The 12,845-nt window shown below is 63.9% G+C and carries 10 protein-coding genes; 5 read left to right on the top strand and 5 right to left on the bottom strand.

Translation table 11 applies throughout. The features are described 5' to 3' along the window. Positions 1 to 32: 32 nt before the first annotated feature. The 3 genes from NFG57_RS14570 (at position 33) to htpG (ending at position 3,792) form a co-directional block, all read left to right on the top strand. A complete protein-coding gene (locus NFG57_RS14570) occupies positions 33 to 389 on the top strand; it encodes a YkvA family protein (RefSeq protein WP_045993792.1) in 357 nt (118 codons plus the stop codon). A 196-nt stretch (positions 390 to 585) separates the two neighbouring features. Further along, a complete protein-coding gene (locus NFG57_RS14565) occupies positions 586 to 1,605 on the top strand; it encodes a PaaI family thioesterase (RefSeq protein WP_348814604.1) in 1,020 nt (339 codons plus the stop codon). A 282-nt stretch (positions 1,606 to 1,887) separates the two neighbouring features. Beyond that, positions 1,888 to 3,792, top strand: coding sequence for a molecular chaperone HtpG (gene htpG / locus NFG57_RS14560; RefSeq protein ID WP_045993791.1), 1,905 nt, complete (start codon positions 1,888 to 1,890; stop codon positions 3,790 to 3,792). Between the two features lie 117 nt (positions 3,793 to 3,909). On the opposite strand, the gene NFG57_RS14555 is transcribed toward htpG, so the two are convergent. Both NFG57_RS14555 and NFG57_RS14550 read right to left on the bottom strand, forming a co-directional pair. Continuing rightward, on the bottom strand, positions 3,910 to 4,815 hold the full coding sequence (locus NFG57_RS14555) for a tetratricopeptide repeat protein (RefSeq protein WP_348814603.1): 906 nt from the start codon (positions 4,813 to 4,815) through the stop codon (positions 3,910 to 3,912). Beyond that, positions 4,815 to 5,315: a hypothetical protein gene (locus NFG57_RS14550; RefSeq protein ID WP_045993789.1), complete on the bottom strand. Its 501-nt coding sequence runs from the start codon at positions 5,313 to 5,315 to the stop codon at positions 4,815 to 4,817. Before NFG57_RS14550 ends, NFG57_RS14555 begins: the two co-directional genes overlap by 1 nt. Before the next feature lie 370 nt (positions 5,316 to 5,685). Between NFG57_RS14550 and pflB the strand changes: the two genes are divergently transcribed. Both pflB and pflA read left to right on the top strand, forming a co-directional pair. Next, entirely contained in the window at positions 5,686 to 7,962 is a 2,277-nt protein-coding gene (gene pflB / locus NFG57_RS14545; protein ID WP_348814602.1) for a formate C-acetyltransferase, read from the top strand. Positions 7,963 to 8,050: 88 nt separating this feature from the next. Then, positions 8,051 to 8,794 carry a pyruvate formate lyase 1-activating protein gene (gene pflA / locus NFG57_RS14540; protein WP_045993787.1) on the top strand — a complete coding sequence of 248 codons (744 nt, stop codon included), beginning with the start codon at positions 8,051 to 8,053 and terminating at the stop codon, positions 8,792 to 8,794. A gap of 127 nt (positions 8,795 to 8,921) precedes the next feature. On the opposite strand, the gene sstT is transcribed toward pflA, so the two are convergent. The 3 genes from sstT to trpB form a co-directional block, all read right to left on the bottom strand. Continuing rightward, entirely contained in the window at positions 8,922 to 10,142 is a 1,221-nt protein-coding gene (gene sstT, locus NFG57_RS14535; protein ID WP_348814601.1) for a serine/threonine transporter SstT, read from the bottom strand. A 429-nt stretch (positions 10,143 to 10,571) separates the two neighbouring features. Next, entirely contained in the window at positions 10,572 to 11,399 is an 828-nt protein-coding gene (gene trpA, locus NFG57_RS14530) for a tryptophan synthase subunit alpha (protein WP_045993785.1), read from the bottom strand. Between the two features lie 25 nt (positions 11,400 to 11,424). Next, positions 11,425 to 12,672 (bottom strand): tryptophan synthase subunit beta, encoded by a 1,248-nt coding sequence (gene trpB, locus NFG57_RS14525; protein WP_045993784.1) that lies wholly within the window; start codon positions 12,670 to 12,672, stop codon positions 11,425 to 11,427. Positions 12,673 to 12,845 lie beyond the last annotated feature (173 nt).

The raw sequence follows: 12,845 nt of genomic DNA, 5'->3' as shown, positions 1-12,845 counted from the left end.
GTTGGTGCTGAATTGAGTCGAGGAGACTATCCATGGCCCTGTTTGATCGAATCCCCGTTATTGGTCGCTTTACCCAACGCACACGAGCGTTCAAGCATATAATGCGGGCGCTCAAGCTGTTTATCCCGATGCTGCAGGACGTGCTCAGCGGTCGCTACCGCCCGGTGCCCTGGGCGGCTTTCGGCTGGATGGCGGTGGCCTTTGCCTATCTGGTGTCACCGCTGGACCTGATTCCCGATGTGCTGCTGCTGTTCGGTCTTCTCGATGATGTGGTCATCGTCGGCTGGTTGCTGACCAAGGTGGACAATAGTCTGGCCGACTATCGCGCCTGGCGTGGTATTGGCGAGGACGATGCTCCGCGGGAGGAGCGGGATATCCACGACATCTAAGGTGCCTTGTTCTTGATTTTCTGGCTCGAAGTGTGCGGATTCGAGCTTTTTGCGTTTGCTTCAGGGTACGTCGTCTGTTTCTGACGCTTGGCGAGCATTTGGCGGGTAAAAGGTAAAAATGCGGACCAAGGACGTATTGTGGCGTCGGCGGGCTGGGTCTAGATTGTCAGTCAAACGTTTGAATTCGAGCCCGCTCATGTCCTCCTCGCACCGCACCCTGCAGCCACCCTCCGTGTCGCTCTGGCGGCAGGCGCTTCAGCGCTTTGTCGATGTCATTCCACATACCCAGGCGCTCGGCATGCGCGTCGTTGCGGTGGATGCCAGCGGCGTCACCCTATATCTGCCCGGGGGCGCCGAGTTATGCGGTGATCGCTCGAGAAGCCTAGTGCACAGCGGGGTGCTCAGCGTACTGCTGGATACCGCCTGCGGCGCCTCGGTCCTGCCGGCACTGCCAAGTCCTGAGGTCTGTCCCACCCTGGATCTGCATATCAGTCATCGTCGTCCTGCCTGTCAGGGGGCGTCATTGTGGGTACGTGCCGAAGTGGAGGCCATCACCGACTCGGTGGTGTTCACCGAGGCCCGGGCCTGGCAGCACGAAGGACAGGTGGTGGCCTGCGCCCGCGGGCACTTTGCCCGGCTGGGGCCGCGCAACACGCCAGCAGGTTTTGCCGAGGCCATGTTCGCCGGTCTTGTGGAAGACGAGGGCGATCCCCTTATCGAAGAGAAGGCCCCTGTTGGTGATGCCGCCAGTGGCGCGATAGCGGCGGCTCCACACGAGAGTGTCAGCGGCTTGCTGGAACGTGGGCGTGCCAGCGGTGAGATCAACGCCTGGCTTGGCGAGGTGCCCTACGCCGACTTTATCGGGGTGAGGGAGGACAGCGATGAGCGCGGCAGGCGCTTTGTTCTGGAGACGCGTCCCCACAACGTGGGCAATCCGATGCTGCCGGCGCTGCACGGTGGTGTGGTGTCGGCCTTTCTGGAGACTGCTGCAGCGCTGGATACCCTGGCGCAGACCCGTGAGCCGCGCCTGCCGAGGCTGGTCAACGTTACCGTGGACTACCTCAGTTCGGCCGGGGTGAAGCCAACCTTCGCGCGCTGCCGTCTGGTGCGCGAAGGGCGGCGCATGGCCAATGTCGAGGCGTGGGCGTGGCAGGACGACGAAGACGCGCCGGTTGCCCGGGCTCGCTTGACCTACGTGCTGGGGGCGCCGGCGTAGGTGAGAGCCGGCCCGGGCAGCGGTTAGCCAGGTGACCACGGCCAGGGACGTCGGCCCAGGTCCGGGAAGGTCGACCTGCTGGCGCCAGCCCTGGACGCGAAGGTGCCTTCCTTGACTTGGTGGTGCCAGCCTTGACTTGGTGGCGCCAGCCTTGAAAAGCGCAGCGCGGACCCCATATCGATTGTCATCTTGAATGACGTGCGGCGCGAGCCGTGCACTCTGGACCGCCAGCGATCCATCGCTGGCCCGGAAATCGCCATGTCGAAAGGGGTTCGATCTACCATGACCACCGCTACCCACGAAGAAACCCTGGGCTTTCAGACCGAGGTCAAGCAGCTTCTCAACCTGATGATCCACTCGCTGTACTCCAACCGCGAGATCTTTCTTCGGGAGCTGATCTCCAACGCCGCCGACGCCTGCGACAAGCTGCGTTATCAGGCGCTGGACAATGATGCGCTCTACGAGGGCGACAGCGAGCTGCGCGTCGAGATCGAGCACGACAGCGAGGCCGGCACCGTCACCCTTCGTGACAACGGTATCGGCATGAACCGCGAGGACGTGATCGCCAACCTGGGCACCATCGCCAAGAGTGGCACCGCCGAGTTTCTCAAGCAGCTTTCCGGCGAACAGCAGAAGGACGCCCGGCTGATCGGCCAGTTCGGGGTCGGCTTCTATTCTGGCTTTATTGTTGCCGACGAGATTACCGTGCGTACCCGCAAGGCCGGTGACGCCGCCGATGCCGGCGTCGAGTGGCGCTCGAAAGGCGAGGGCGAGTTCGTGGTCGCCGAGATCGAGCGCGAGAAGCACGGCACCGAGATCATCCTCCACCTCAAGGAGGACGCCAGGGAGTTCGCCGACGACTATCGCCTGCAGAGCCTGGTGCGCAAGTACTCCGACCATATCGAAGTGCCGGTGAAGATGCCGCGTACCGAAAAGGCCACCGACGACGATGGCAACGAGGTCGACGGTAGCGAGGTCACCACCTGGGAGACCGTCAACGAGGCGACCGCGCTGTGGGTGCGGCCCAAGAGCGAGGTCTCCGAGGACGAGTACAAGGCCTTCTACAAGCACGTGGCCCACGACTTCTCCGACCCCCTGACCTGGAGCCACAACAAGGTCGAGGGCAACCTGGAGTACACCAGCCTGCTGTACGTGCCGGGCCGCGCACCCTTCGACCTGTACGAGCGTGACGGCGCCCGTGGGGTCAAGCTGTACGTCCAGCGCGTGTTCATCATGGACGACGCCGAGCAGTTCCTGCCGCTGTACCTGCGCTTCATCAAGGGGGTGCTGGACACCCGCGATCTGTCGCTGAACGTGTCCCGTGAGCTGCTGCAACAGGACCCGAAGGTAGAGAAGATCAAGTCCGCGCTGACCAAGCGTGCCCTGGACATGCTCAAGAAACTGGCCAAGGACAAGGAAGCCTACCAGACGTTCTGGAACACCTTCGGTTCGGTGCTGAAGGAAGGCCCGGCGGAGGACTACGCCAACCGCGACAAGATCAGCGGCCTGCTGCGTTTCTCTTCCACCCACACCGACAGCGCCACTCAGGATCAGTCCCTGGCCGACTACGTGGAGCGGATGAAGGAAGGTCAGGACAAGATCTACTACATCGTTGCCGATGGCTTCAATGCCACCAAGAACAGCCCCCACCTGGAAATCTTCCGCAAGAAGGGCATCGAGGTTCTGCTGCTCCACGATCGCATCGATGAGTGGCTGATGAGCCATCTCACCGAGTTCGACGGCAAGAAGTTTGCCGATGTTGCCAAGGGCGATCTGGACCTGGGGGACGTCGAGGACGAAGACGAGAAGAAGGCCCAGGAGGAGACCGCCAAGTCCAAGGAGGATCTGGTCAAGCGGGTCAAGGAAGCGCTCGGCGAGGAGGTTCAGGAGGTCAAGATCACCCACCGCCTGACCGATTCACCGGCCTGCGTGGTGCTGCCCGAGCACGAGATGGGCTTCCAGATGCGCCGTATCATGGAGGCTGCGGGCCAGAGCCTGCCGGAGGTCAAGCCGATCCTCGAGCTCAATCCGGACCACGCCCTGGTCGCTCGCCTGGAAGGGGCCGACGGTGACGGCTTCGGCGATCTGGCGCGGATCCTGCTCGATCAGGCGATCATCGCCGAGGGCGGTCATCTCGACGATCCGGCCGCCTACGTCAAGCGTCTCAACGCCCTGCTGAGTGCCTGACAAGCTGGCTGCCTACGTCAAGAGCTCAAGCGCCCCAACCACGACGCCACCTTCGGGTGGCGTCGCTGCGTTCAGGCAACTGCAAGGCGTCGTTCTTGCCGCGCCGATGGCGGTTGTTCAGCGTTTCAGGCTGGCGAAGAGGTCGGGGCACTGGCGCTGAAGCTCCCTGTCGTCGAGCATGGCCTCGCGCTGGCGCTGGATGGCGTGACCTCGGCGCTTGAGCACCGCATCGATGTCATCGCCGCTGGCGCAGCTCACCTTGAGCAGGTTGATCAGTGCGTCCAGCCGCTGGGGAGAACTCGCCAGGGCCGCCTCGATATCGGCTCGGGCATTGTCGTACTGGCCCAATCGGTAGTAGGCGTAGCCACGATAGGAGAGGGCGTCGTTGTTGTTCGGATCGATCGCAAGCGCCCGGGTGTAGTCGGCCACCGCGCCCTCGAAGTCGCGCTCGATGCGCTTTTCACGTCCCGCGCTGACCTGCTGCTGGGCCGACTGCATGGGCGCCTGGCGGGCGATGATGGTCAGGTAGCGCGGGGCCACGTCGCTGCCGAGGGCCAGGGCGGCCTCGAAGTAGCTTCGAGCCTTGTCGAGCTCACCGGCGGAAAAGGCGTTGATGCCGGCGTTGTTGAGGGTCTTCAGGCGCACCTCACGCAAGCCGTCATGACCTTGACTCGCCTTGAGTGCCTGCTCGAACAGCGCTGAGGCGTCAGCGTGGCGGCCTTCCCGATAGAGAATCCAGCCCTGGGCGTTCAAGCCTTCCATCCGGGCCAGCGGATCAGGACTTTCGAGCAGAGGACGTAGTTCGCGCAGGGCGGCCTGGTTGTCACCCTGCTGCAACAGCGCCTTGGCCCTGGACAGCGGGGCCTGCTGGGCAACCACCGGCCACGCCACCCCGACGCTCAGCAGCACGATCAGCAGGGCGTTTATCGTAGATGTGGGTTGGCGCCGTCGTTTTCCCTTCGCTGGCCCGGCCAGGTCTGTCGCCATCGCGCGCGACGCCAAGGCGCCCTGCGTGTTCTTCATTAGAAGCCTACCTGCGGAGAATCTCGCTCCGCTGCAGCGATGACGTCGGCCAGTTGGCTCTTCAAGGCGTCGCGCTCCTGCTCGATGGCGATCAGCCGGCCGTGCAGATCGTTGTTCAAGATGCGCAGCACATTGTCGTCCTGGACCTTCAGCACGACCGTGCCCCGGCCATCCAGCGGCATGTCCCGCTCCTGCAGACGGATGACCGGCAGCACGCCTTCGGGCGGGGCGATGGAAAGATTGACCTGGCTCGAGGGTTTCATCATCGCCATGGCCAGCCCACCGACGAAGAACAGCAGACTCAGCGCCATGAACAGCCTGGCGTTCTTGGAGATCTCCTGCAGATAGCGAATGCGCAACTCGGTGCCCTCTCGGGTCTCGCCAGAGCGCTCATTGAGCAACAGGGTGTGGGTCTTGTTGAGCAGGTGGTAGCCGAGGATCAGCAGCACCACGGCGAAGCCTGGCAGACCGTACTCCAGAAGCGTGGGAAAGCTGTTCATCACGGGCACCCGGCGGTGGGACAGGGCTCAGGCCTACGTATGCCCTTGTCAGCATAGCGCAGGCGGCCGTCCTCGCCGCGCGAAATTGGCCTGGTACAGGTTTCTGGGCCGCTTCGCTCGCGCTGTATCGCTGTCCTGTGGCGCCATGATGCGGGTCAAGTAGGGGCGACGAGACTACTGCTAAGGTCGAATTGTGCTCTCGAGGGCAGGTGTTTTTTCGCCGATCGAGAAGCGTGCAGCACACCCGCCGCCTCCGATGCGGCGACCGCTGCTGCCACCGAACAGGCGGGCCGGCTGCCATCTCCGAGGGATGGCCGTCGCTCAGCATGCAGGACTAGCGTTGTCATTTACTCTGTTGAGGTGCAAGTCGATGAAAGAGCAATTCGCGCAAGCGTGGGAAGGGTTTGCCGGGGGCGAGTGGAAGAAGGGCGTCGACGTACGAGACTTCTTGTTGGCCAACGTGACCACCTACGAGGGTGACGAGCGTTTCCTGGTCAGCGAGCCGGCGGCCAGCACTCGCGAGCTATGGGACACTGTGATGGAAGGCGTCAAGAAGGAAAACGCCACCCATGCACCGCTGGACTTCGACACCTCGCTGGTATCGACCATCACCGCTCATGACGCCGGCTATATCGATCAGCGTCTCGAGACCATCGTCGGACTGCAGACCGACGCGCCGCTTAAGCGGGCGATCATGCCCAACGGCGGCATCAAGATGGTGGAGGGCTCATGCCAGGCCTACGGTCGTGAACTCGATCCTCAGGTCAAGAAGGTCTTCACCGAATTTCGCAAGACCCACAATCAGGGGGTGTTCGATGTCTACACCCCGGACATCCTCAAGTGCCGCAAGTCAGGGGTGCTGACCGGACTGCCGGACGCCTACGGGCGTGGACGCATCATCGGTGATTACCGCCGGGTCGCCCTTTACGGCGTCGACTTCCTGATGCGTGACAAGCAGGCGCAGTTTGCCTCGCTGCAGCAGCGCTTCGAACAGGGCGAGGACCTGGAGGCGGTGATCCAGCTGCGCGAGGAAGTCGCCGAGCAGTATCGTGCACTCGGCCAGCTCAAGGAAATGGCCGCCAAGTACGGCTTCGACGTCTCGGTCCCGGCTGCCACCGCCCAGGAGGCCATCCAGTGGACCTACTTTGGCTACCTGGCGGCAGTGAAGTCGCAAAACGGCGCCGCCATGTCACTGGGACGTACTTCCAGCTTCCTCGATATCTACCTGGAGCGTGACCTGCGCCAGGGAGTGATCGACGAAGCCCGCGCCCAGGAGCTGGTCGATCACTTCATCATGAAGCTTCGCATGGTGCGCTTCCTGCGCACCCCTGAGTATGACGAGCTGTTCTCCGGCGACCCGATCTGGGCCACCGAATGCCTGGGCGGGATGGCACTGGACGGACGCACCCTGGTCACCCGTACCAGCTTCCGTTTCCTCAACAGCCTCTACACCATGGGCCCGAGCCCGGAGCCCAACCTCACGGTGCTGTGGTCCGAACAGCTGCCCGACGGCTTCAAGCGCTACTGCGCCAAGGTGTCCATCGACACCTCATCGATCCAGTACGAGAACGATGACCTGATGCGCGTGGACTTCGCCTCCGACGACTACGCCATCGCCTGCTGCGTGTCTCCCATGGTGATCGGCAAGCAGATGCAGTTCTTCGGTGCCCGGGCCAACCTGGCCAAGACGCTGCTTTACACGATCAACGGCGGCGTCGACGAGAAGCTGAAGATCCAGGTCGGCCCCAGGAGTGAGCCGATCGCCACCGAGGTGCTCGACTTCGACGAGGTGTGGGCGCGCATGGATGGCCTGATGGACTGGCTGGCACGCCAGTACGTGACCGCCCTCAATGCCATCCACTACATGCACGACAAGTACAGCTACGAGGCGGCGCTGATGGCGCTGCACGACCTCGACGTCAAGCGCACCATGGCCTGCGGCATCGCCGGGCTGTCGGTGGCGGCGGACTCGCTGTCGGCGATCAAGTACGCCAAGGTGCGCCCGGTGCGTGATCCTGACGGCGTGGCGGTGGACTTCGAGATCGAGGGTGACTACCCCTGCTTCGGCAACAACGATCCGCGCGTCGACGATATCGCCTGCGAGCTGGTCGAGACCTTCATGAACAAGATCCGCAAGCTCAATACCTACCGTGGCGCCGAGCCGACCCAGTCGGTGCTGACCATCACCTCCAACGTGGTCTACGGCAAGAAGACCGGCACCACGCCCGATGGTCGTCGCGCCGGTGAGCCCTTCGCACCGGGTGCCAACCCCATGCACGGGCGTGACACCAAGGGTGCGGTGGCCTCGTTGACGTCGGTGGGCAAGCTGCCCTACGCCCACGCCAAGGACGGGATCTCGTATACCTTCTCCATCGTGCCGAGGGCGCTGGGCAAGGACGAGGGCGCCCAGCGCAGCAACCTGTCTGGCCTGCTCGACGGTTACTTCCACCACAGCGAGCGTCAGGAAGGCGGACAGCACTTGAACGTCAACGTGCTCAACCGCGAGATGCTCGAGGACGCCGTGGTCAATCCGGACAAGTATCCTCAGTTGACCATTCGCGTGTCCGGCTACGCGGTGCGCTTCAACTCCTTGACCGCGGAACAGCAGCGCGACGTGATCTCCCGGACCTTCACCGAAACGCTCTGAGCCGACAGTCGTCTCGCCCGGGGCCGCGACAGCGGTCCCCTTCCGGGCTCCGGGTCTCTCCCGGAGCCCCTTTTCGTGAGGAGTCTCGATGATGATCACTGGCCGTCTCCATCACCTGGAGAGCTGTGGTGCCGTGGATGGCCCAGGCATTCGCTTTCTGGTGTTTCTACAGGGCTGCGTGATGCGCTGTCAGTACTGCCACAACCGCGACAGCTGGGATCGCCAGGGCGGACGTGAGGTGACGGTGGACGAGATACTCACCGAAGCCAGAACCTATCTGCCGTTTATGCGGGCGTCGGGGGGCGGCATCACCTGCACCGGCGGCGAGGCGCTGCTGCAACCGGCGTTTGTGCGCGACCTGTTTCAGGCGGCCAAGGCCGAGGGCATGCACACCTGCCTCGACACCAATGGCTACGTCTGCCACTACGATGAGGTCCTCGACGAATTGCTTGCCGCCACCGACCTGGTGCTGCTGGATCTCAAGCATCTCGACGAGGGCGTGCACCGTGAGCTCACCGGTATCCCCCGACGCCGTCCCCTGGCCTTTGCCCGTCATCTGGCGGCGATCGGCAAGCCCACCTGGATTCGTCAGGTGATCGTGCCTGGCTTTACCGACAGCGAGGCATCCATGCACCTGCTGGGGGAGTTCGTCGAGACGATGGACAACGTCGAGCGTATCGAGCTTTTGCCCTATCACGCACTTGGCGAGTACAAGTGGCAGGAGCTGGGAGAGCACTATCCGCTGGCAGGGGTGGCGCCACCGAGTGGCGAGACCATGCAGCGTCTGGTGACGATCGCCTCGCGGTATCACCCGGAGGTCATCGCTGGCTGACGTGGCGACGTCGCCCGCTCGAACAACACAGCGAGCCCCTTTCACCCTTTGGTGAGAGGGGCCTCGCTGTTGTTTCAGAAGAGCTGTTGTTTCAGGAGATGAGCAAGCGCGGCAGCGCCTCTGGGCGTCAGTCGCTCAGTTCGCCCCTGCGGCTGGCGGCGGCGGTGAACAGCACATCGGTGGAAGAGTTGAGGGCGGTCTCGGTGGAGTCCTGGACCACGCTGATGACGAAGCCGATGGCAACCACCTGCATCGCCACGTCGGCGGAAATGCCGAACAGGCTGGCGGCCATGGGAATCAGCAGCAGCGAGCCACCGGCCACACCGGAGACGCCGCAGGCGGCCAGGGCGGAGACCACGCACAGCAGCAGGGCGGTGACGAAGTCCACGCTGATGCCCAGGGTATGGGCGGTGGCAAGGGTCATGACGCTGATGGTGATGGCGGCACCGGACATGTTGATGGTAGCGCCGAGCGGAATCGAGATGGAGTAGGTGTCCTCGTCCAGCTTCAGACGCTTGCACAGCTCCAGGTTGACCGGGATGTTGGCTGCGCTTGAGCGGGTGAAGAAGGCGGTGATGGCGCTGCCGCGCAGGCAGCTGAAGACCAGCGGATAAGGGTTCTGGCGAGTGGCCAGGAAGACGATCAGCGGATTGGTCACCAGGGCGACGAACAGCATGCAGCCGACGATCACCGACAGCAGTTGGGCGTACTCCAGCAGCGCACCGATTCCGGCTTCGGCCAGGGTGCCGGCGACCAGTCCGAAGATACCCAGCGGCGCCAGACGAATGACCCAGCGCACCAGGGTCGATACCGCCTGGGACAGGTCCTCGATCATGCCCTTGGTAGCGGCACTGGCGCTGCGCAGCACCAGGCCGAGGCTGACGGCCCACACCAGAATGGCAATGAAGTTGGCGTTCATCAATGCGCTGACCGGGTTGGCCACGGCGCTCAATAGCAGGTTGCGCAGGATCTCTACCACGCCGCCTGGCGGATTGCCGCTGGCCTGAGCGGTATTCAGGGTCAGTTCGGTGGGGAGGGCGAAACTGGCCACTACTGCCACCAGCGCCGCCACCAGGGTGCCGATCAGATACAGCACCAGTACGCTGTGGATCTGGGTCGGCTGGCCGCGCTGATGGCCGGCGATGGCGGCCATCACCAGCACGAAGACCAGCACCGGGGCGACCGCCTTCAAGGCCGAAATGAATACCTGGCCGAGCAGCGATACCGAGGCGGCGAGCTCGGGGGACAGGGTGGCGACGGAGATACCGCAGAGGATACCGATCACGATCTGAGGGATCAGCCCCAGACGATTCAGCGCCTTGAAGGGGGCGCTCAAGGAGGTGGACATGGCTCTGGTCTCGAAGCGTGGAGTGTGCATCGACCGTCGCGTCAGGACGGATGGGCGTCGGCTTGTGGCCGGAAGGAGGGCGATTCTATCACCGTCGGCCACACCCAACGGTTCGACTTAAGCATGATATCAGCAGTAAGAATCTGGCATGGATCAGCAGTTGCATAGATGGTGTGGCTGCATTCCAGGTGTCCGCTGAAAATATTGACTGGGTCGGGGAGATGTTCGGCCCGGTGGCAGCAAGCCCCGCCTGATCGGCGGGGCTTGCGTGGGGAAGAGAGGCTTCCCGGGAGTGGCTTGGCGCAAGGCCTGGCGTGAGTCTCCTCGAGGCGTCTTTCTGTCGAGCAGACGCCGACAGGGCCTTTGTACCGGGATCACGCGATAAGGGGTTCTTTACCGGGGTTCTTCACCGGGGTTCTTTGCCAGGGCTTAGCGGGCGCCGGTCAGCGCCTGGGCCAGCTCGCGCGTCAATTCGAGCACGGCTTGGGTACCTTCGGCGGGAGTGTCGCCGCTGGCCTGGGCATCGATCAGCGCCGAACCTACCACCACGCCGTCGGCGAAGGCGCCGATCTCTCTGGCCTGGGCGGCGGTGCGAATACCGAAACCGACGGCGATGGGAATATCGCTGTGCTCGCGGATGCGGGCTACCTCCTGTTGCACGCGTTCGGCGCTTGGCGCAGCACCGCCGGTGACCCCGTTGCTCGAGACGTAGTAGAGAAAGCCCGAGGTATTGGTGAGCACCCCCGGCAGGCGTCGGGCATCGGTGGTGGGGGTCGCCAGACGAATGAAGTTGAGCCCGGCTTGATTGGCAGGCAGGCACAGCTCGTCGTCATGTTCCGGCGGCAGGTCGACCACGATGAGACCGTCGACGCCGGCAGCCTTGGCCTGATCGAGAAAGCGTGTCACGCCACGGGCGTAGATGGGGTTGTAGTAGCCCATCAGCACGACCGGTGTCTGTTGATCGGTCCGACGCAGTTGGCGGACCATCTCGAGGGTCTTGTCCATGGTCTGGCCGGCATCCAGCGCCCGGCGGGTCGCATGCTGGATGGCGGTGCCGTCGGCCATGGGGTCGGTGAACGGCATGCCGAGTTCGATCACATCGGCGCCGGCCTCGCCCAGGCCCTTGAGAGTCGCGAGGCTGGTGTCATAGTCGGGATCACCGGCGGCGATGTAGGTCACCAGGGCGGCGCGTCCCTGCTGGCGAGTCTCGGCGAAGCGACGTGCGAGGCGCCCCTCGGCGGTAGTGGTCGTGGTCATGGTCTCTCTCCTGGAATCCGGGGTGTCAGTCCTGCTGGTCGGGCTTTCCCAGGCCCAGTTCATCGGCAAGACATTCGGTGGCGGTGGCCATGTCCTTGTCGCCGCGGCCGCTCAGGTTGACCACCATCAGATGATCCGCCGGCAGTCGCGGGGCGCGCTTGATCACCTCGGCCAGGGCGTGGGAAGACTCCAGCGCCGGGATGATGCCTTCCTTGCGACACAGCAGGGTGAAGGCGTCCAGCGCCTCACGATCGGTGGCCGCCACGTACTCGGCGCGCTCGATGGCATGCAGCCAGGCGTGTTCGGGTCCGATGCCGGGGTAGTCGAGGCCGGCGGAGATGGAGTGGGCGTCGCTGATCTGGCCTTCGTCGTCCTGCAGCAGAAAGGTACGGTTGCCGTGCAGCACGCCGGAACGTCCACCCTTGAGGCTGGCCGCATGGCGTGGGGTGTGGAGGCCTTCGCCGGCCGCCTCGACGCCGACCAGCGCCACTTCAGGGTCGTCGAGGAAGGGGTGAAACAGGCCCATGGCGTTGGAGCCGCCGCCGATACAGGCGACCAGCGAGTCCGGCAGGCGTCCTTCCTTGGCGGTGATCTGGTCGCGCACCTCTCGCCCGATCACCGACTGGAAGTCGCGCACCAGCGCTGGGTAGGGGTGGGGGCCGGCCACGGTGCCGATGATATAGAAGGTGGAGTCGACGTTGGTGACCCAGTCTCTCAGCGCCTCGTTCATGGCGTCCTTGAGGGTTCCGTCGCCGGCGGTGACCGGAATCACCTTGGCGCCCAGCAGTTGCATGCGCTGGACGTTGGGCTGCTGGCGATGGATATCGGTGCTGCCCATGTAGATGACGCAGTCCATGCCGAAACGCGCGGCGACGGTGGCGGTGGCCACACCGTGCATGCCCGCGCCGGTCTCGGCGATGATGCGACGCTTGCCCATGCGACGGGCGAGCAGGATCTGGCCGAGGGCGTTGTTGATCTTGTGGGCGCCGGTGTGCATCAGGTCTTCGCGCTTGAGATAGATGCGCGCGCCGCCCAGATGCTCGGTCAGGCGCTCGGCGAAGTACAGCGGACTCTGGCGTCCGACGTAGTCGGCCGACAGCGAGGCCAGCTCGTCAGCGAAGCTCGGGTCCTGGCGTGCGGCGTCGTATTCCTGCTCGAGATCCAGAATCAGCGGCATCAGGGTCTCGGCCACGAAACGACCGCCGAAGTCACCGAAGAAACCACGAGGGTCGGGTCCGTGACGGAGGCTGGGAGTTGGGCGTTGCTGGTTCATGACGGGCTCCAAGGCTGACCAGGCGCGATCTGCGCCCCGAATGGCATGGTCAGCAGCGTAGCGCTGCATAAGGCCGGAAAAAATCGAAATAACGGCCAGGATGTGTGAGAAAATCTCACCAGTTGAGGAGCTGCAAGACCACTTGGCCCTTCACTGTGGTCCCGAACTAGGCC

This window comes from Halomonas sp. H10-59, from assembly GCF_040070555.1.
GTDB classification, from domain to species: Bacteria; Pseudomonadota; Gammaproteobacteria; order Pseudomonadales; family Halomonadaceae; genus Halomonas; species Halomonas litopenaei.
Note: the sequence above shows the minus strand (reverse complement) of the source record. Positions and strands in the feature narration are given on the sequence as shown.

Excerpts from the sequence above, each read along its gene's own strand:
- NFG57_RS14565 (WP_348814604.1), top strand. The coding sequence starts at position 586 with ATGTCCTCCTCGCACCGCACCCTGCAGCCACCCTCCGTGTCGCTCTGG.
- trpB (WP_045993784.1), bottom strand. The coding sequence starts at position 12,672 with ATGAACCAGCAACGCCCAACTCCCAGCCTCCGTCACGGACCCGACCCT.
- htpG (WP_045993791.1), top strand. The coding sequence starts at position 1,888 with ATGACCACCGCTACCCACGAAGAAACCCTGGGCTTTCAGACCGAGGTC.
- NFG57_RS14570 (WP_045993792.1), top strand. The coding sequence starts at position 33 with ATGGCCCTGTTTGATCGAATCCCCGTTATTGGTCGCTTTACCCAACGC.
- pflB (WP_348814602.1), top strand. The coding sequence starts at position 5,686 with ATGAAAGAGCAATTCGCGCAAGCGTGGGAAGGGTTTGCCGGGGGCGAG.
- NFG57_RS14555 (WP_348814603.1), bottom strand. The coding sequence starts at position 4,815 with ATGAAGAACACGCAGGGCGCCTTGGCGTCGCGCGCGATGGCGACAGAC.
- sstT (WP_348814601.1), bottom strand. The coding sequence starts at position 10,142 with ATGTCCACCTCCTTGAGCGCCCCCTTCAAGGCGCTGAATCGTCTGGGG.
- pflA (WP_045993787.1), top strand. The coding sequence starts at position 8,051 with ATGATGATCACTGGCCGTCTCCATCACCTGGAGAGCTGTGGTGCCGTG.
- NFG57_RS14550 (WP_045993789.1), bottom strand. The coding sequence starts at position 5,315 with ATGAACAGCTTTCCCACGCTTCTGGAGTACGGTCTGCCAGGCTTCGCC.
- trpA (WP_045993785.1), bottom strand. The coding sequence starts at position 11,399 with ATGACCACGACCACTACCGCCGAGGGGCGCCTCGCACGTCGCTTCGCC.